We start from the raw sequence: 18277 nt of genomic DNA on the forward strand, positions 1-18277 counted from the left end.
TGGGTATGGCCGGTGAGAAAGCTTTGAATGTTCCATTCCTCAGGGCCTGTAATTGCCAACTCGTAAGCACGGGTTATGTGTAGCACTGATTTTATTGCTAGAATCAGCCTGCGCTCAAGACCATGGCGATGGCAAACCTCACCCTCAGCCTCGATGGCACCCTTTTGCGGAAGGCGCGGGAAGCAGCCCTGCGGGAGAAAACCTCAGTGAACGCATTGGTGCGTGATTACCTCAGCCGCTACGTCGATGCCCGCTCCAGACGGATCCAGGCTCTTGATGCCTTTGATGCGGTTGCTGATCGCTCCAGTAGCGCCAGCCAGGCCCCATGGAGCCGGGAGTCGCTCCACGGGCGCAGCCTGGGCTGAATATGCGCGTGTTTGTTGACACCAACCTTTGGGTCTATCGCCTGGATCAACGGGAGGCCCAAAAAGGGCAATTCACCAAGAATTGGCTACGCCAATTAGCCCAAGACGATGAGATTGTTATTAGCACCCAGGTACTTATTGAATTGCGAGCCGTGATGGCCCGCAAATTACAACCTTCCATCTCCACCTCGGAAGCTGGTAAAGCCCTGGAGGCGCTTGCGAATTTCGAAGTTGTGCCAACCGATACGGCCCTTGTGCTTGATGCCCACGAATTGGCAGCAGCCAACCAGATTGCCTGGTTCGACGCTTTGATCTTGGAAGCAGCAATCAGAAGCCATTGCTCGGTTCTCTACAGCGAGGATTTCAATGTCGGCCAGCATTTTGAAGGCCTTGAGATTCGTAATCCCTTTAAAAGCTCAGAACTGCCCTCGCCTTAGGTCTACAAGCCAAACGCACTGTTGTTTTATTTGCGCCGCTGGGGCTGCATCAGAGCTGAACGCGGCGTCTTACAAGCAAGGTGCAGATCATTGATGTTTTTGCGCTTCAAATTGCAACTGGTCAATTGCAAAAGCAGCGCAACTTATCCGTAATGATGCACGCCCTAGGCGTTGGGTTGATTTGCAAACTAGTACAAAAAATCAAGACGATAACCCAACTTCAATTAGAGCATCTAGGTATCAACAAAATAACCAACCCAAAAATATTTTTTGTCCCTCAACCATGTGGCTTTGTGCGTATTGCGTACTTTTTGTATTAATAGCAAGATTAAATAGCATCGGAGACAAACAAGAGCGTAAGCCTGCTAGAGCATACAAGCTCTTGGTAAAATTAAGGTATAGTTTAATAGTATTGGATTAAATCTAAGCTGCTTGCAGTTCTTGATGGCTAAATTCTTCTTTGCATAAATCACCAGATCCGTCAAGTGCCTTTAACACAATTTCAAGATCTTCTGGTGCTAATTCGCCAGATGGATGCCAATTAAGAGAAAATAAAATTGTTGTTTGAGCTTGATTCATTAAACCAGTAGCTTAAAGGCGTTTGAATGTATATCTTAAAACAATAAAGGTCCAAGTAGTAAAGTGACGCCTCGTAAAGAAGCATGTAACTTAAAATATTCTATAGTTGTAGTTATTTTGACATTTATGGACTTCTTGCTCGATTGTGTTGAGAACCCTTATCTAGAAAAGCAAGCGGGCGGCGGGAATCGAACCCGCATCATCAGCTTGGAAGGCTGAGGTTTTACCACTAAACTACGCCCGCGATTCAGGCAGGAGCTGCACTCCTAACCGTTTTGGTCCTGCACCATGATAGGCACAAATGTGCAAATAATCCTGCTTGACGAGCTTGAGCGAATTGCCAATTTCAACACCGAGCCTTCTATCGGTTGGCAGTGAACGCCGTTTGCTTTGGAGTTATGGCCTTGGCGATGCCGGCACCGGCATGGTGGCAACCCAAATGGGGTTCTATCTTTTTGTATTTTTCACCTCCGTGGTGGGGCTCCCCGCATGGATGGCGGGAAGCGTTCTGATGGTGCTCAAGCTTTGGGATGGCTTGAATGATCCATTTATTGGCTTTCTAAGCGACCACACCAAGCATCCCCTTGGTCCACGGATTCCTTGGTTGCTTTACGGCGCCATACCACTTGGAGTTTTCGTAGCCGCCAGCTGGTGGACCCCCCCCGGTGGGATCTGGATCAAATTTGCTGTGCTGGTTGTTATCGCCTCTTGTACACAAATTGCATATACCTGTGTAAATCTGCCCTATTCCGCCTTAGCTGCTGAACTCACGCCAGATATCGATCTACGCACCCGGCTTAACGCAGCCCGCTTTACCGGTTCAATTTTGGCCGGCTTAAGCGGAGTAGTAATTGCGGCAATGGTGGGGGTAAAAGTAAATGAATGTGGAGGTGGCGCTGGTTTGCGCGGTGGCGCATTTTTAGAGATGGGCTTGATTGGTGGGCTGGTAGTTGCGGTAGGAACTCTTGCTTGTGGCTGGGGTTTAAAGCCATTTGCAAAACATTGCCAGCAACCAAGCGGTAAAAAAGAACCAATCAAGCAACAACTTTTGCGTGTTAGCCGTAACGGTCGCTTCTTAAAAGTGTTAGGCCTTTATCTATTGCTTTGGTGCGCTTTGCAGTTGATGCAAACCGTTGCTTTGCTTTATTTCAATGTGGTGATGCATCTGCCCTCAAATTGGAGCACCTGGATCCTGGTGCCATTTCAGATCAGTGCTCTACTTGGTTTACAACTTTGGAGCTGGGTAAGCAGCCGTTGGGGGCGAATTACAGCCTTGCGCAGCGGCGGCCTGCTATGGATCGTGGCCTGCCTGGTAGCAATGCTGCTCATACCCCTAGATGGGGCGGTGGCGCCAATGGGTTCTTTTTCCAATGGCCTTAATTTTGTATTGCTTGTGACCACAATTCTTGCGGTGGGCCTAGGGGGATCAACCGCTTTTCTGATTCCTTGGTCTTTATTACCAGATGCAATTGATGCGGATCCTGAAAAACCAGCAGGTTTATATACAGCTTGGATGGTAGTAATTCAAAAGTTTGGCATTGGGCTTAGTATATTTGTGTTAGGGAATGTTTTAACTCTTAGTGGCTACAAAGCTTGCACTGATTCCATTCTTTTACCTTCATCGGCACTCACCACAATTCGGCTTTGCATGGGTTTAATTCCAGCGGTTTTAGTTGTACTCGGCTTATTAGTAGTGCGCCGTTGGCCGAGGCGCACGCATCCAATCGCCCTTAACCCATGAAAACACCCCGTTGGTTATCAAGGCTTGGCAGTAGCGCCTTGATCGGTGGACAAGCCCTAGCTGCTGTGGCGAAAGGCAAAATAAATTTAAATGAATTGATAGACAATCTCATGGAAGCTGGCCCTAGCAGCTTCCTTGTTATTTTAATAACCGGCCTTGCCTCAGGCACAGTTTTTAATATCCAAGTTGCTGCAGAGTTAACAAAGCAAGGAGCTGCTTCTACCGTTGGCGGCATTTTGGCAGTTGGTTTATCAAGGGAGATAGCCCCATTGCTTACCGCCACCTTGATTACAGGGAAGGTAGCTACCGCCTATGCAGCGTCCCTTGGCACCATGAAGGTAACGGAACAGATCGATGCCATCACGATGTTGCGCACAGACCCTGTGGAATTCCTAGTGGTGCCACGGGTTTTGGCTTTATTAGTTATGTCGCCAGTGCAATGCTTGCTGTTTTTTGCAGTCGGTCTTTTCTCTGGGCAATTCAGCAGCACACTTCTCTATCGCATCCCCCCAAATGTGTTCTGGAATTCTGTTCGCAGCTGGATGCAACCAAGTGATGTAATAGGAATGTTGATAAAAGCAACAGTATTTGGCTTAATAATTTCAATCATCTCCTGTGGCTGGGGCCTCACAACTCGCGGCGGCCCAAAAGAGGTGGGCACTAGTACAACCGGAGCTGTGGTAATGATTTTAGTGGTAACTGCAATTATAGATGTTGTGCTTACCCAACTACTCTTTGGTTGAACAAGCTTTTTGGTAAAATGGCTAACACAGAAAATAACGGCAGCAATTTTACAATTTCACCCCGTGCATGGGTGGCAACTGGCATGTTAATTATATCAATATTATTTGGCATTATTTACTTTCCTGCAGGTTTAGTGCTAGCTATTTTTAGCGTTTTTTTGTTTATCCAAACAGCTATCTTGCAACTAACATTTAGCGCAGACGCCTTACTTGTTACCCGCAGAAGCTGGGGAGCACCAGCAGTTGAAATAAAGCGTTTTCCCTATAAGGAATGGCAATACTGGCAGATTTTTTGGCCTCGTTTTCCGGTTTTGTTTTATTTTCGTGAAATAAATAGTATTCATTTTTTACCAATGCTTTTTAGTGCTAATCAATTACAAAGTGAACTCAAGCAACGGATCGGTCCCAGCGGAAAAGTTGATATTGGGGAAGCAATTGAAGCCTCTCCCCACCAGCTGTAAAGCAAAAGCGCGCCAGTTTGCCCTGGGCGGCGAGAAAACCGTTGAAATTGCCATCGCCAGTTGCCGCTTGCAAACTCACTAATTCCACTTGGGCCCCCACTGCACGGCTGAGCCGCTTGCGGATCAATCGCTTAACGGCAAGGGATTCAACTGCACCCATAGAACGCCCCTCATTACTTTTCGGTTTTAAAGCAAGAACCGAGCACGCCGCCTTCGATTGCAGAAAAAATTTAGTATTCCTGAATACATTTTTACAGTTGGTGTCACACTGCCCCTAGTTAAATTCAACGTTGTGGATGAGTCTTGGCAGCAATTAGCGCTCCAGGAGCTGCAGCAGAAACGAATCGAGCTGCAAGCGGAAATTACCGCTTTGGAAAGCCGAAAAACCCAGCTGCAACTAGAGATAAACAGCCATTTTGTTGGTAATGCCGATGGCTTGAGCCGCCGAGTAAAGGGCTTTCAGGACTATCTCACCGGTGCACTTCAGGATCTAGCCCGCAGTGTGGAACAACTGCCGTTGATTCCTGAAACTCTTACGGTTCAACCTTCTCCCCTTGATTTCGCAAGCCCTAATTCAGTTAACCAGCCGCCAGAAGCTGTTCCAAGCACAGCTATCGGCATTTTCAGCAACGATGCCGATCTAATAGTTGATCGGCTCACCAGCTTTAATGAAAATCCCGATTTTTATGCGGAGCCCTGGCAACTGCGCCGCAGCCTTGATGAAAATTCAAGACAATTGCTACAACGCTGGTTTCTCGATCAGGGGGGTAGGGGAGCCCAACCCAGTGGTGGCAGCCGCAACCGCAACGTGCTCGTAGCCGCTGCTGCAATTGCAATTCTTGGTGAACTTTATGGGGAACGCTTTCAAACCCTTGTGCTGGCAGGTGAACCTGAACGACTCGGCGATTGGCGCCGGGGCTTACAGGATTGCCTTGGCCTCACCCGTGAGGATTTCGGCCCAAATAGTGGTGTAGTGCTGTTTGAACGCCACGAAGCTTTGGTGGAACGGGCTGATCGCTTAGAGGAAAAGGGTGAACTGCCATTCATCGTGGTGGATGCAGCAGAGGCCACCGTGGCAATACCAATTTTGCAATTCCCCCTCTGGTTGTTATTTGCCGCTGATCCTCAAGAATTTAATTATCAAGAGGATTTGCTGTGATTAGTAATTCAATCAGCAATCAATTCCTTTTACCTCTGCTGGCTTATCTGCTGGGTTCAATCCCAAGCGGTTACCTTGCCGGTCGCTGGTTTGCTGGCATAGATATCCGTTTGCAAGGTTCAGGATCCACCGGCGCCACAAACGTATTGCGGCACGTTGGTAAAAGCGCCGCATTGCTGGTGTTCCTCGTGGATGTGTTCAAGGGCACAGCAGCTGTTTTGCTGGCAAAACAAATGATGGGCAGCGATGCCCACACCTGGCTGGTGGCTGCAGGTGTACTTGCCCTTGCTGGACACATCTGGCCCATCTGGCTCAAGGGTAAAGGGGGGAAAGCTGTGGCAACAGGCCTTGGCATGTTGCTGGGGCTGGTGCCTTCTGTGGGTTTTGCTTGTTTTGGAATTTTCCTTTTAGTGCTTAGCTGCAGCCGAATTGTGTCTTTATCAAGTGTGATTGCAGCGCTTGGATTACCACTGTTGCTTTGGGCAGCGGGCTACGGCAATACCCCCACGTATATGGGGCTTGGTTTTCTTACCGCTGCAATGGTGATTTGGCGGCATCGCAGCAATATCAAACGCTTGCTTGCCGGCACCGAACCGTGCATCGGCAGCCGGGCGCCTACCCCAACTGACGACTCCGCTCTGCAGCCTTAACCACTGCCTCCATAAGGGCAGAACGCAAACCGCAGCGCTCAAGTTCCCTTAGGCCCGCAATGGTGGTTCCCCCAGGGCTGCTAACCATGTCTTTTAGTTGGGCTGGATGTAGGCCCTGTTTTTCAATTAACACAGCCGATCCTCTCAACATTTTTGCAGCTAAATCAAGCGCTAATTGCCTTGGCAAGCCAGCGGCCACCCCACCATCAGCTAAGCCTTCCACCACTAAAGCTGCAAATGCTGGTCCCGATGCAGCCAGAGCTAAAAAAGCATCCAGTTGGCTTTCAGGCAACTCGAATACCTGCCCTAGCGGTTTAAAAAGAGCTGAAACCTGTGAACGCTGAATATCGGTTACACCAGCTCCATAGGAAAGCCCAATTAGGCCCTCTTGCACTAGAGCAGGCGTATTTGGCACTGCCCGCACCACTGAATGATTAGGAAAAGCCTTCTGCAAACGCTCTAGCTTTACCCCAGCCAGCACCGATATCAATAAAGGCTGCGGCGTAGAAAGTTCAAGGCTGTGGACTGAATGCTGCAAAAAAAGCTCAAGCTGCTGAGGCTTAATCGCTAGCAAAAGAAATGGAGTTTTAAGGCACGGGGCTGGATCAAGGCCCACTTCAATTTGATATTTCTGCTGCAAGTTCTGTGCAGAAGCGTGATTGGCCACACAGGCCACCACCTGTTCGCGTTTAAGTAAATCTTGCTCAAGCAGCGGACGCAATAAAGCTTGGGCCATCTGCCCTAATCCAATTATTCCCAGCTGAGGGCTTGAGCCGGAAAGGTAAGGGAAAAGCTCAGCCGTTGAGGGCATCCGAGCGACCCCAGGCGGGACTTGGGGCTGCGGGCTGCTCCAAGCTTGAATCGCGGGAGATCACGCTTGGGGAAGCTGATTCCTCGGTGCTGGCGCTGGTAACGGTTACACAGCTAGGTGCAAACAAAAAGATACTTTCACCAACCCGTTCCTGATGGCCGTCTATGGCAAAGGTGCCACCGGCAACAAAATCAACCGCCCTTTGGGCTTGATCTGGCTCCATCATCGTGAGATTGATGATGATTGTTTTGCGCTCACGCAAAGCTTGAATCGCTTTGGGCATCTCATCAAAACTGCGCGGCTCCATCACCATCACCTCCGCTGCACTGGAGGAGATCCCAGGCATACCAATCACATTGGAGCCGATGAAGCTATCTCCTAGATCAAATTGATTAGCCATTGATAAAGAACCACCTCTTGGGGCTGGTTCAGCTGAATCCACAGACTCATCGTATTCAAGATCGTCGTCGTAATCGGAATCCAGGTAGTCGTCTCCTGTAACAACCGATTTCAGGCGCGAGAACAACGACACCGTCTAAACCCCATAGGACGTGATGCTCTTAAATAGCGCCCCTTGGCTGCAGTTGCAAGCTCTTGGTTACGTTTTGAGGTTCAAATATGGGCGCTGAACAGGCCACTGCCCACTCGCACCAGCGTGCTGCCTGCAGCCACAGCTAGGGGCCAATCGGTGCTCATGCCCATAGAACAACCAGGTAATCCAAGTTCTTTTGCAAGGCTGGCCCCCTCTTTAAAAACTTGATCTAGCTCCCGGTTGCCTAAACCCTGCGGTGGAATCAACATCACCCCTTTCCAGCAAACACCAGGCAGTTTTTTAAGTTCAGGCCATTGCTGACGCAAAGACAAGAGCTGAAATCCACCTTTATTTAAATCTTGGCGTAATTGAACCTGGGCATAAAGCTGAGGTGTAAGACCTTCTTCTATGGCAATACGGCTAATTCGTTTTGCCAGCTCGCTACTTTCAACGCTGTGAAGAGTACTAAAACGAAGTAAGACAGCACGCACTTTATTGTTTTGTAATTTCCCAATAAAATGCCAATCAAGATTAATTAGATCAGCGAGCAGTTCTTGCTTGGCTTGAGCTTCCTGCAAACGGCTTTCGCCAAAACTACGCTGGCCCATTTCATACAAAAGCCTTACATCAGCTGCTAATTGCCCTTTGCTCACCGCCAGCAGTTGCACAGAAGCTGGCAATTGCTGGCGCAAGCTCCGGTAACGCTGCTGCAATAACTCCACGGTTTATATAAAAGTTTGTTCAAATAATTTCTGCCATAAAGGCAGATCTACCGAACGATTGCGGCGCTCTTTTAATAAATTTTGCTCCGCCAAATAGCGTGCGTCTAACAGTGGCATCGATTCAAAATTTGCACCACGGGCGTGATGGCTAACCCGGAAGAACATGCGCTGCGCATAAAGGGTTGCATACACTTCCTGGGCTTCACCAGCAGGGCACACTCGATATAACAAACCAAAAGTGGGATGGTTTAAATAACGTTCAGCGCTCACTGGGGTTACTCCTTAAGAAGATCGTTAGAAGCCGCCAAAACGCATTCGCAGCGCCAGAAGCATCAGCAAAGCCGAAAGGCACAATCCATCCAACCAGATCAAGGGAACACGGGGCACCCTTAATGCGCTTGGTGAACGCCAAAGCTCGCTGCGGGCCATCAGGGCGTCTGCTCCTTGCTCTGCCCTCAACAAAATATTGGCTAGCAATCTTTCAGCCACTGCTAAAACCAAAGCCAGCAGTTGTTTCCAGCCAAGTTGGCGCAGATTTAAGGCGCGGGTGGCCAAGCCACGCAGAAGATTTTGTAATTCCTCTTGCACAAGCGGCACAAAGCGCAGGGCTAACAGCAGTTGGAAGCCAAGTTTCTGGACAGGCACCCCAAAGCGCTCCAAAGGTTGCATCAAGGCGCTCATACCCCAAGCCAGCTCCTCTGGGGCCGTGCTTACCAGCAGCAGATTGGCGCTGTGCATCAAGGTAAAAAGCAAGGTGCCAGTGTTTAAGCCCAATTCAGCCGAACGTTTCGTTACTTTTAGGGGGCCCACCTGCAATAGCACCCAGGCCGGTGGCGGCGGCAGCAGGGAGTTTTCTGGGGGGCTCTGCAGTGGTAATGGCCGTTCAGGGCCGCTGGGTAAGAGCGCTGCTAATAAAGCAATCGCAACGCAAAGAGCCAGCAAGGTGGGCAAGCTGCGCTGCCAAATCCGCCAGGCAATGCCGCTGCAAAAAGTTAACAACAGCAGCAAAGCCACGAGGGCGAGCCGCCATAAAGGACCAGCCAAAATTGGCGTAAGTAGAAAAGCCAAACTCCAGAGAAACTTCAAACGAGGATCCAGCTGTCGCAACCAACCGCTGCCAGCAACATATTGACCAATCGGTAGCTGTCGCAGCCAGTCCATCAACGCTCAGCTGCTTTTGATTGATCCCGTTCTGCATCCCGTTGCTGCTTTCCACGCCAAAACAAGCGCAGGGGAGATCCTTCAAAACCGAGACCCTCTCGAATCTGGCGTTCCACATAACGGCGATAAGTATCACCAAACAACTTGGGATCGTTCACAAAAAGAGTGAAACTTGGCGGACGAACCGCCACCTGGGTGCCGTAGTAGACCTTGCCTTGACGGCCACCCCGGGTGGTGGGGGGGGTGCGCCAGCTGAGGGCCTCCTGGAGCACTTCATTCACAACTGAGGTGCTCACTCGGCGCCGATGCTGTTCCACCGCAAGTGCTGCTAGGGGAAAAATACGTTCTACCCTCTGGCCAGTAAGGGCTGAAATAAACAGCATGGGAGACCATTCAAGGAAGTAAAGCTTTGAGCGCAGCTCCTTCTCCATGGCAGGAAGGGTGTGGCTGTCTTTTGAAATCAAGTCCCATTTGTTAACTGCCACCACGCAAGCGCGGCCATCTTCTTCTATGCGGCCGGCTAGGCGTTGATCCTGCTCTGTTACCCCCTCCTCCGCATCGATCACTAGAACGCACACATCACTGCGATCGATCGCCTTGAAACTGCGGTTGATGCCAAAGAATTCGGGGCCATAGGTAACGCTGCGGCGACGGCGAATACCTGCGGTATCAAGCAATTTCCAAGTTTTCCCCTCCCTTTCAATCGTTGTATCGATGGTGTCGCGGGTGGTGCCGCGAATTGGGCTCACAATTGCTCGATTTTCGCCGCAAATAGAATTCAGAATGCTGCTTTTACCAACATTTGGTCTACCGATGATGGCCATTTGAATCGGTTCTTCAAGGCCTTCTTGCTCAGGGGTAGAGGGCAGAAAGGTAATTACTTTGTCTAGTAATTCGCCAGTACCGGCGCCATGAATGGCGGAAACCGGATAGGGCTCACCAAGGCCGAGAGTCCAAAATTCAGCCGCCATTGCTAAGCCTTGATCTGGCGACTCACATTTATTTACCGCAAGCAACACTGGGCAATTCTGATGGCGCAACCATTCAGCGATGGTTTCATCAGCAGCTGTAATGCCGTATTGGCCATCAACGATAACTACAGCCACAGCAGCTTCTGCCATCGCTAGTTTTGCTTGTTCGCGGATTTCTGGTAAAAATTCGCTGTCGTCGTTAAATACAAGTCCGCCTGTATCCACCACTTTAAAAGTGCGATCACCCCAAAAACCTTCCTGATAGGTGCGATCGCGAGTTACCCCAGGCTGATCATGAACAATGGCGTCACGGCTGCGGCAGAGCCGATTTACCAGGGTGGATTTACCCACATTTGGACGCCCGATGATTGCTACCACCGGTAGAGCCACGGCTGTTGTCCTCTTATTTACTTATTTATTGACCCTACAGGCCCATCTTTTGTTTTACGCCATGCCAGCAACCAACTTACGGCGGTCGCTCGTCGGGTTAGGCGCGGCACCAACTGATTTATTTGATATCCCTTAAATCCAAGCTCCTCTTTTAACAATTGCTTATATGCAGTTGGTATTGATCTGGTAAGCATCACTGTTGGGGCACGATCTGCAATGAAATCCGGCGCGATCGGATAGGCCTTGCTCCATTCCGGAGGAGTTGAGGGACCGGCTTGCCAAACCAGATCCGCTGCTTGCAGATAACCCAAACGCTCCCAAATCAATTCACAAACGATGTGATCCTCAATCGCCCCATCAAGAATCTGCCAGAGCAACTCATCTTTCATAGCAATTTGATAACTGTGTGCATTCTTCTCTATAGATTAAGTTATGGGGGTATTATCACCCTTGGTTCAGCAATAAAAAGCTACTAAGTGAAACTAAAATCGTGGCAATAAAAAATGCTTAATAATTCAAACAACTCAGCAACATTAAAAATTTCATCCACCAAATCAATCAAACTTTTCAAGAAAGAGCCTCCGCTGGTGTTGCAATCACCTCTATCGGGGGTGAGCGATCGTTGTTTTCGGCAGTTGGTGCGTCGTTGGGCGCCGGATGCATTGCTTTTCACCGAGATGGTGAATGCCACCAGCCTTGAATTGGGTTTCGGGCGTTACAAGGTAGAGGAATTAGCCGATGAGATTGGCCCCGTAGCGGTGCAGTTATTTGATCATCGCCCCACTGCCTTAGCGGAGGCTGCTCGTCGGGCGGAAGCAAGTGGTGCGGTGCTGATCGATATCAATATGGGCTGCCCGGTGCGCAAAATCGCCCGTAAAGGAGGCGGCAGCGCCTTGATTCGCAGCCCTGATCTAGCGGCCAAAATTGTAGAAAGCGTGGCAAATGCAGTGAAACTGCCGGTAACTGTAAAAACCAGATTGGGTTGGTGCAATAGCTCTGCCAACCCACTGGGCTTTGCCTTGATGCTGCAAGAAGCAGGAGCCCAGCGGCTTTGTTTACACGGCCGCACCCGGGAGCAAGGTTTTAAAGGCAGAGCCGATTGGCATGCGATCGCTGCAGTACGGCAACAATTGCGAATACCAGTAATAGCCAACGGCGATATCACAAGCCCAAATGATGCCCTGAATTGCCTCGCAATTACTGGTGCTGCTGGGGTAATGGTGGGTCGCGCCAGCATGGGCGCCCCCTGGCTGGTGGGAAGGCTGCAGGCCGTGTTGAACGGTGCCCCTGATCCTGGTGAACCCACAAGCTATGAACGCCTAACTCTTGCCCGTGATCACCTGCAGATGTTGCTTGCTGAGAAAGGGGAACACGGCTTAATGATTGCCCGAAAACATTTAAGTTGGACCTGCATAGGTTTTCCTGGTGCCCCCCAACTACGCCATGCCTTAATGCGGGCCGCCACAGCAGAAGCAACCCAATCGTTGTTAGAAGAAGCGCAAAAGCAGTTGTAACTAAAACAACTACCCCCAAGTGACTGCATTTGTTTGGCTTTTACTGATTTGGCCTTTGTGGTTAAGCAGGCGGCCTGAAGCCAGCCGTCCCATTTGGATGCGTCGCAGCTTGATGTTGCTTTTGGCGTTGCTAAGCGTGAGATATCTTCACTGGCGCTTCACTGAAAGCCTCAACCTCAGCACCCCGATAGCTGCGGCTTTGAGCTTTTTATTGCTTGCGGCAGAAGCTTGGTTGTTAATAAGCGGCTTAATACCAATTCTGCTTTCCTGGCGCAACTACAACGATGGTTTTGCGGCTGCAAACCAAGCCGAAAAGCAATGGCAAAAAAGTATGTGGCGCCCTTGGGTGGATGTGTTGATCCCCACCTGCGGCGAACCATTACCAGTGCTTGAACGCTGCCTACAGGGTTGCTGCGATATGAATTATTTAAATCGCACAATTTGGCTTCTCGATGATTCAGGACGGATTGAGGTGGAAGAATTAGCCCTTAAATACGGCTGCAATTACAAACATCGCATTGAACGTGTGAATGCCAAGGCAGGCAATCTCAATTCCGGCCTTGCTGTTGCAAAAGCTGAACTAGTGGCGGTATTTGATGCCGATTTTGTGCCGCAACAACATTTTTTGAATCGCTGCATTGGCTTATTGCTGCCAGCAGATGTGGGGTTAGTGCAAACACCACAAAGTTTTTTAAATGCCGATCCAGTGATGCGCAACTTAGGTATGGAGCGTTGGCTGCTGCCTGATGAAGAAAGTTTTTATCGCTGGATTGAGCCGGTGCGAAGTGCTTGGGACGCAGTGGTGTGTGCTGGTACTTCATTTGTAGTGCGCCGCAGTGCTCTAGATGAAGTTGGTGGTTTTGTTGAAACTGCAATTTCGGAAGATTTTGTTACCGGCACTGCCATCGCTGCTAAGGGTTGGCGCGTTGTTTACAACGCAGAAAAGCTAAGCGCTGGGCTTGCCGCAGAAACGATGCTGGATTTTGTGCGACAACGACAACGCTGGGCAGCAGGCACTCTTCAAGCTTTGCGATTACCCCAAGGTCCGTTGCGGGTATCAGGATTGAGCTGGCAACAGCGCTTTGTTTTTTTAGAGGGTGCTTTGCATTGGTTCAACACAGTGCCAAGGCTGTTGTTGCTGTTGATGCCCCTCAGTTTTGGCTTGCTTGGGGTGGTGCCGGTGCAATTCACTACAGATGCACTAATTAATAAACTATTACCCCTTTGGCTTTGCTTACTTTTTAGCGTGGGTTGGCTAAATCGCGGTAGTCGCCATGCGCTGCTGGCAGAATTACACGGTTGGGCGCTTGCGATTCCGCTTGCCAGCACGGTGTTAATGAGCCTATGGGGCAAGGTATTACCTTTTCGCATTACACCAAAACATAGGATTCGCAAACGGGGGAGCATTTCATTGGTATTAGCTCTACCTTTGCTGGCATTAATTTTGTTGAATATGCTCAACTTGAGTTCAATAATTACAAGCATTAGCCGGGGCCAGATTGATTCAGGGCTTGGCTTAGCCTTGTTATGGGCTGGCCTAAATATGCTCGCTTTATTTGTAGCATTGAGAGTTTGCTGGGATCGCCCCTGCCCGGATCCAACCCCTTGGTTGCAACTAAACCTTAAAGGCTGGCTAATTAATACTGCCGGCCGCAAACAAAATATAGAGACTGTTGCAATAAGTGAAAAAGGGGCGGAATTAAGTTGCCAAAAGCCATGGCCAATTGGCGCTAAATGGAAACTTTTGCTGGATCCCGCTTCACTTAATGGTATTTCACTGCAAGCAATTGCAGTAGAAGAGTTATTTCTAGCACCAGGGCCAAAGCTGAAGGTGCAATGGGAAAAGAGTGAAATTGTTGAAATAATTGAATTGAAACGTTGGTTATTCGGCAGAGCTGGCGCCTGGCCTAATCGGCAAGCACCGCCAGAGTGGCAAGCATTTTCTGCCTTAATCAGCCGGCTACTGTGGTTACCAAAGCAAATTTCTAGTGCCGGTAATAGCAGCCACTGCTAACAACAAAGCCACCAACACATTGCTTGTTACATGCAAACGCCGCATTCGAATTGAATTTTGAATTTCAGGCCTTGCCGCCAGTGAAAAAAGCAATAAGCCCGTAAGCAATACACCGATCCAATAGTGAGAACTCCAAAAATAAGCATTTAATGGGTTATCACTAACTCGCCAAATTTCAGGTTCGCTACCTAGCCCAAGTAAACCAGCCCAGCAAAGAAGCGCAAAAATTGCCCTTAAAGCCGGCTTTTTTACAACCGATAATGCAACAACAGCAATGAAGCTGCCAGCTGCCACAAGCAATAGAAGTGCTAAGCGCAGCACGCCACCAGTAAATGGTTCTGCCGGTTCAAACCAATATTTTAGAAAGGAATAAACAAAAGCAATCAATACAGTGAAAACCACTGCAACAGTGAGCCAGCGGCCATGGTCTGAATGTTCAACAGGCACCGCCGCCAACTGGTTTGTGATCCCTAAACGCCGCTCTCGCACCAATAAACCAAGCCTGATAGTTGCCCCCACCACCGGATAAACAAACAGGATCATCAATACCGGATGCAGTAGTGAGAACCAATTAATTGCAGTCAAGGGAGCACCTCAGGCCAGCTTTGGCGAATTAATAACAAGGAGAAATACGGTTTTTCTGCCGCTGGCACTTGATCAGCAGTTGCCAGCAACTGATCAGGCCAACCCACCCTCTGGGCAAATAAACTTGTATTTAATAGCCCGCGAACCTCCAGCAAAGGTTGCAACCAAATCCAGCGCTGGCCAAGTTTTAATAATGCAAGCACCGTGCCAGAGGCCTTTGCTTGATCAAGCAATATCTCCATCTCTTCAACATTGTTCGGTGTGGATTTAATTAATAACCCCTCCTGCTGCAAAGCCAGAGGCCATGCCATCCCCAAGCTTTTAGCAGCAGCTGCTGCAGCTGCTGCTACAGCCGTTATGCCTGGAATAACGGCTGTGGGGCAGTTTGGATAACGCTCTGCCAAATCAAGCAACACATAAGAACAACTAGCAAATAATGAAGCGTCCCCTTCGCAAAGCAGCACCACCTGTTCACCAGTTGCTACTAACGCTGATAACTCATCTGCGGCGTAACGCCACGCCATTTGCCGCGGCTCCGCTGCTGCCACCATCGGAAACAAAAGAGGCCGATGGCTTTGTTGATTTTTTAGCCATGGGCTCGCAATTCGAGCTGCCATACCCTCTGCCCCTTGCTGCGCAACCGGATAAGCCACAACAGTTGCTGCTTCAATAGCGCGCACAGCAGCCACTGTTAAAAGATTTGGATCACCTGGCCCCACCCCCACAAGGGTTAACCCTGCCATGCCACTCAATGCAAGAAAACTGCAAACCCCTTTCTAAACTGCAGCAAAGCAATAAACCAGGGGAGCACCATGAGCTATCTCACCATCTTCCGCCATTGCGCCACAAGTAAAACCGCAAACCGGCCAATTTTTAAAAGTGCGGCGCCAGACGAAATAAAAAACTACCTAGCGGAAAGAGGAATCGGGTTTGAACGTTGGTCTGCCAAGGTAGATCTAGGCAAAGATGCAAGTTCTACTGAAATCTTGGCGGCCTACAGCCGGGAGATAACGGCAACACAAACCAAAGGCGATTACCCCGTAGTAGATGCTATTCGGGTTACACCAGAACATCCCGATCGAATTGCTTTACGCCAAAAATTTTTAGCTGAACATATCCATGCAGAAAACGAAGTACGTTTTTTTGTAGAGGGCCGCGGTTTGTTTTGTTTACACATAAATGATGAAGTATTACAGGTTTTATGTGAACAAAATGACTGGATAAGCGTTCCGGCCGGAACAAAGCATTGGTTTGATATGGGTGAAAATCCAAATTTTAGCGCCATCCGTTTCTTTAATAATCCAAGCGGCTGGGTAGCAGAATTCACAGGTGATCAAATCGCCACGGGATACCCTTTACTAGAAGTTGATAATAAATATTAAAATTTCTTTTAAAAAAGCCGGTAATTCTTTAAATAAACCGGGAGCAGCCTTGCTAGATCAGCTCCAACGGCTGAATCAAAACTACTTAAGTTACGCTAAATAAACCAAGAACTATGAACCACACCCTGCGAATAACGAGAGCGTTGATTCCGGCGCTAAGCACAAATGCAGTTAATAGAGGGGGATTTGCATTGCTTAAGGAGAATTAACACCAAATGAATGGAAACGTAAATCCTCAGGCTTGGCCAGTTCTCCGATCAAAGCGTTGCTTTCAGCGGATGCAAGTTCTTCTAAACGGGGAATAATCACCTGCCGCGGCCAGTAACGTTCACATAGAAGCCAATAAAGACCAAAATGACGCGCTTCACTGGCTAATAATTCACGGTATAAATTACTTAATTCTTGATCTGGATGGTGGCTTGCAAGCAGTGCCATCCGCTCGTGGCTGCGGGCTTCAATTAAACCTGCAACAAGGAATGCATCTAATTGCCGTAGTGGTTCCTGTTTACGGATCAGGCTCATCAAGCTGGCTCCGTAGGGAGGAGCTCGCAATGGACGCAAAGCAATACCCCGCCTTTGAAGCAAGGCCAAAACCATATCAAAATGCATCAACTCTTCCTGAGCTAAGGCACTCAAAGCTACGGCTAATGCTTCATTAGAGGGATAGCGAAACATCAATTGCAGCGCAGCACCTGCCGCTTTACGTTCACAATGGGCATGGTCAATTAACAATTCCTGCGGCCGAGCGATTGCCTGCTCCAGCCAGCTGTTACTACTGGAATTCACAAGCCAACGAATTGGTGTAATAGCGGCAATTGTCACTGAGTTTTAGCGCTTAAATGTGCCACCATCCCATCAAGCGCCAAAAAATAACTGGTAGCTCCAAATCCACATATAACTCCTATCGCTTTATCAGCTAGGTAGGAATTATGTCGAAATTGTTCCCGGGCGTGCACATTGCTCAGATGAAGCTCCACATATGGCAACGCCACCGCAAGCAGGGCATCACGCAAAGCAATAGAAGTGTGGGTGTAGGCGCCCGCATTGATCAAGATCCCATCAAATTCACCCCTAGCTAGCTGAATTTGATCCACCAAGACCCCTTCTTGGTTGCTCTGCACACAACTGAGAGCTGCCCCATATCCATCAGCTCGCCGCCTTAATTCAACGTTGATCTGCTCCAAGCTGAAGCTGCCATAAAGCCCCGGTTCACGGCTTCCCAACAGGTTTAAATTTGGCCCGTGCAGTACCAAGATCCGCATGGCAACAGTCTTTTTTTAATAAGCGTAGGCGCGGGGGTAGTGCACTGGTAAATTCTTTGAGTGTGATGCGGGTCGGTGCCCGAGTGGTTAATGGGGGCGGACTGTAAATCCGCTGGCTCTGCCTACGTTGGTTCAAATCCAACCCGGCCCACCTTCCACATGCCCTTGTAGCTCAGCGGTAGAGCACTCCCTTGGTAAGGGAGAGGTCACGAGTTCAATTCTCGTCAAGGGCTTAATAATTGAAATTAAATCTCTTCAAGGTTAAAAGTAATACAATTGGCGAATGGAAACTTTCTTACTTGCTTTCAGTTTGATTGCTCAAGCTTGCACCTGTGCTTGCAATCCGCCAACTGTTGGCTATCAAAGCAACACTGGAAGTTGCATTTGCCCCTGCCAAGTGCAAACTGAGCCCATTTTAAATATTGATAGTTTAACCGGCCCCAAAGGGCCTAGCCCCTATGAATCTCCCTCAAGTTGGAATGCACCAAACTGGGGAATAAATGACGATTATGACGGCTTTGGTTGGGGTGGCTGGGGTGGTTAGCCAGTTGATTTCTATTAGGCCGCAACAGCCCAGAGTAAAAAACCAAATACTTGAGATAACGCTGCCTTAGAGGATTTGTGCCAAAAAGCGCTTGGTGCGCTCATGTTCGGGATGATTAAAAAATTGTTGCGGTGGCGCTATTTCCACCACACGGCCCTCATCCATTAAAACCACCCTATCTGCCACTTCTCGGGCAAATCCCACCTCATGGGTTACCACCACCATCGTCATGCCATCAATCGCCAGTTGGCGCA

General features: G+C 49.1%; 22 protein-coding genes, 3 tRNA genes and 1 pseudogene. 12 read left to right on the forward strand and 14 right to left on the reverse strand.

Features of this window, described 5'->3' with window-relative positions; all coding sequences use genetic code 11:
• Window positions 1-122: 122 nt before the first annotated feature.
• Window positions 123-365, forward strand: a complete 243-nt coding sequence (locus AC2JC8_RS07410; protein ID WP_484594442.1) for a hypothetical protein — start codon at window positions 123-125, stop codon at window positions 363-365.
• Window positions 366-373: 8 nt separating this feature from the next.
• The gene (locus AC2JC8_RS07415; protein ID WP_484594443.1) at window positions 374-802 is read left to right on the forward strand and encodes a PIN domain-containing protein; all 429 of its coding nucleotides are present in this window, start codon (window positions 374-376) and stop codon (window positions 800-802) included.
• A 423-nt stretch (window positions 803-1225) separates the two neighbouring features.
• On the opposite strand, the gene AC2JC8_RS07420 is transcribed toward AC2JC8_RS07415, so the two are convergent.
• Both AC2JC8_RS07420 and AC2JC8_RS07425 read right to left on the reverse strand, forming a co-directional pair.
• Window positions 1226-1381, reverse strand: a complete 156-nt coding sequence (locus tag AC2JC8_RS07420; protein WP_484594444.1) for a hypothetical protein — start codon at window positions 1379-1381, stop codon at window positions 1226-1228.
• 173 nt (window positions 1382-1554) lie between these two features.
• Window positions 1555-1625: transfer RNA gene (locus AC2JC8_RS07425), tRNA-Gly, on the reverse strand.
• 84 nt (window positions 1626-1709) lie between these two features.
• On the opposite strand from AC2JC8_RS07425, the gene AC2JC8_RS07430 reads away from it, so the two are divergent.
• The 5 genes from AC2JC8_RS07430 to plsY all read left to right on the forward strand — a co-directional run bounded on the left by AC2JC8_RS07430 (window position 1710) and on the right by plsY (window position 6135).
• Complete coding sequence (locus AC2JC8_RS07430; RefSeq protein WP_484594445.1) at window positions 1710-3122, forward strand: MFS transporter; 1413 nt, start codon at window positions 1710-1712, stop codon at window positions 3120-3122.
• The gene (locus AC2JC8_RS07435) at window positions 3119-3865 is read left to right on the forward strand and encodes an MlaE family ABC transporter permease (protein WP_484401511.1); all 747 of its coding nucleotides are present in this window, start codon (window positions 3119-3121) and stop codon (window positions 3863-3865) included. Before AC2JC8_RS07430 ends, AC2JC8_RS07435 begins: the two co-directional genes overlap by 4 nt.
• A 17-nt stretch (window positions 3866-3882) precedes the next feature.
• A complete protein-coding gene (locus tag AC2JC8_RS07440; RefSeq protein ID WP_484401512.1) occupies window positions 3883-4326 on the forward strand; it encodes a DUF3119 family protein in 444 nt (147 codons plus the stop codon).
• A 292-nt stretch (window positions 4327-4618) separates the two neighbouring features.
• Window positions 4619-5485, forward strand: a complete 867-nt coding sequence (locus AC2JC8_RS07445; protein ID WP_484420065.1) for a DUF3086 domain-containing protein — start codon at window positions 4619-4621, stop codon at window positions 5483-5485.
• Window positions 5482-6135 carry a glycerol-3-phosphate 1-O-acyltransferase PlsY gene (gene plsY, locus AC2JC8_RS07450; protein WP_484401514.1) on the forward strand — a complete coding sequence of 218 codons (654 nt, stop codon included), beginning with the start codon at window positions 5482-5484 and terminating at the stop codon, window positions 6133-6135. The genes AC2JC8_RS07445 and plsY overlap by 4 nt, the downstream gene beginning before the upstream one ends.
• Here the strand turns inward: plsY and proC are convergent.
• The 7 genes from proC to AC2JC8_RS07485 form a co-directional block, all read right to left on the reverse strand.
• Window positions 6101-6946, reverse strand: a complete 846-nt coding sequence (gene proC, locus AC2JC8_RS07455) for a pyrroline-5-carboxylate reductase (protein WP_484401515.1) — start codon at window positions 6944-6946, stop codon at window positions 6101-6103. The genes plsY and proC overlap by 35 nt on opposite strands.
• On the reverse strand, window positions 6930-7478 hold the full coding sequence (locus AC2JC8_RS07460) for a cell division protein SepF (protein WP_295460181.1): 549 nt from the start codon (window positions 7476-7478) through the stop codon (window positions 6930-6932). Before AC2JC8_RS07460 ends, proC begins: the two co-directional genes overlap by 17 nt.
• A gap of 80 nt (window positions 7479-7558) precedes the next feature.
• Window positions 7559-8200 carry a YggS family pyridoxal phosphate-dependent enzyme gene (locus AC2JC8_RS07465; RefSeq protein WP_484420064.1) on the reverse strand — a complete coding sequence of 214 codons (642 nt, stop codon included), beginning with the start codon at window positions 8198-8200 and terminating at the stop codon, window positions 7559-7561.
• Window positions 8201-8203: 3 nt separating this feature from the next.
• Window positions 8204-8470: a PipX family protein gene (locus tag AC2JC8_RS07470; protein ID WP_255132040.1), complete on the reverse strand. Its 267-nt coding sequence runs from the start codon at window positions 8468-8470 to the stop codon at window positions 8204-8206.
• Window positions 8471-8494: 24 nt separating this feature from the next.
• Window positions 8495-9361 (reverse strand): energy-coupling factor transporter transmembrane component T family protein, encoded by an 867-nt coding sequence (locus AC2JC8_RS07475; protein ID WP_484401518.1) that lies wholly within the window; start codon window positions 9359-9361, stop codon window positions 8495-8497.
• Window positions 9361-10722 carry a ribosome biogenesis GTPase Der gene (der, locus tag AC2JC8_RS07480; RefSeq protein ID WP_484401519.1) on the reverse strand — a complete coding sequence of 454 codons (1362 nt, stop codon included), beginning with the start codon at window positions 10720-10722 and terminating at the stop codon, window positions 9361-9363. Before der ends, AC2JC8_RS07475 begins: the two co-directional genes overlap by 1 nt.
• 17 nt (window positions 10723-10739) lie before the next feature.
• A complete protein-coding gene (locus AC2JC8_RS07485; RefSeq protein WP_484401520.1) occupies window positions 10740-11111 on the reverse strand; it encodes a DUF1823 family protein in 372 nt (123 codons plus the stop codon).
• Between the two features lie 198 nt (window positions 11112-11309).
• On the opposite strand from AC2JC8_RS07485, the gene dusB reads away from it, so the two are divergent.
• Window positions 11310-12236 carry a tRNA dihydrouridine synthase DusB gene (dusB, locus tag AC2JC8_RS07490; protein ID WP_484420063.1) on the forward strand — a complete coding sequence of 309 codons (927 nt, stop codon included), beginning with the start codon at window positions 11310-11312 and terminating at the stop codon, window positions 12234-12236.
• 19 nt (window positions 12237-12255) lie between these two features.
• A complete protein-coding gene (locus AC2JC8_RS07495) occupies window positions 12256-14250 on the forward strand; it encodes a glycosyltransferase family 2 protein (RefSeq protein WP_484400358.1) in 1995 nt (664 codons plus the stop codon).
• Here AC2JC8_RS07495 and AC2JC8_RS07500 read toward each other — a convergent pair.
• Both AC2JC8_RS07500 and AC2JC8_RS07505 read right to left on the reverse strand, forming a co-directional pair.
• On the reverse strand, window positions 14206-14835 hold the full coding sequence (locus AC2JC8_RS07500) for a DUF4079 family protein (RefSeq protein WP_484400359.1): 630 nt from the start codon (window positions 14833-14835) through the stop codon (window positions 14206-14208). The two genes, AC2JC8_RS07495 and AC2JC8_RS07500, sit on opposite strands and share 45 nt — an antisense overlap.
• Complete coding sequence (locus AC2JC8_RS07505) at window positions 14832-15578, reverse strand: SAM-dependent methyltransferase (protein ID WP_484400361.1); 747 nt, start codon at window positions 15576-15578, stop codon at window positions 14832-14834. The genes AC2JC8_RS07500 and AC2JC8_RS07505 overlap by 4 nt, the downstream gene beginning before the upstream one ends.
• 69 nt (window positions 15579-15647) lie before the next feature.
• Here AC2JC8_RS07505 and AC2JC8_RS07510 point away from each other — a divergent pair, with 69 nt between their 5' ends.
• Window positions 15648-16217 carry a 1,2-dihydroxy-3-keto-5-methylthiopentene dioxygenase gene (locus AC2JC8_RS07510; RefSeq protein WP_484400362.1) on the forward strand — a complete coding sequence of 190 codons (570 nt, stop codon included), beginning with the start codon at window positions 15648-15650 and terminating at the stop codon, window positions 16215-16217.
• Between the two features lie 195 nt (window positions 16218-16412).
• On the opposite strand, the gene AC2JC8_RS07515 is transcribed toward AC2JC8_RS07510, so the two are convergent.
• Together AC2JC8_RS07515 and aroQ are read right to left on the reverse strand one after the other, a co-directional pair.
• Window positions 16413-17039 (reverse strand): MiaE family protein, encoded by a 627-nt coding sequence (locus AC2JC8_RS07515; RefSeq protein WP_484400363.1) that lies wholly within the window; start codon window positions 17037-17039, stop codon window positions 16413-16415.
• On the reverse strand, window positions 17036-17479 hold the full coding sequence (aroQ, locus tag AC2JC8_RS07520; protein ID WP_484400364.1) for a type II 3-dehydroquinate dehydratase: 444 nt from the start codon (window positions 17477-17479) through the stop codon (window positions 17036-17038). Before aroQ ends, AC2JC8_RS07515 begins: the two co-directional genes overlap by 4 nt.
• Window positions 17480-17548: 69 nt before the next feature.
• Between aroQ and AC2JC8_RS07525 the strand changes: the two genes are divergently transcribed.
• Both AC2JC8_RS07525 and AC2JC8_RS07530 read left to right on the forward strand, forming a co-directional pair.
• Window positions 17549-17630: transfer RNA gene (locus tag AC2JC8_RS07525), tRNA-Tyr, on the forward strand.
• A 10-nt stretch (window positions 17631-17640) separates the two neighbouring features.
• Window positions 17641-17712, forward strand: a tRNA-Thr gene (locus AC2JC8_RS07530).
• 377 nt (window positions 17713-18089) lie between these two features.
• Here the strand turns inward: AC2JC8_RS07530 and AC2JC8_RS07535 are convergent.
• Window positions 18090-18277: pseudogene (locus AC2JC8_RS07535) on the reverse strand (amino acid ABC transporter ATP-binding protein); the annotation flags it as partial.

It is taken from the genome of Synechococcus sp. (assembly GCF_982614295.1).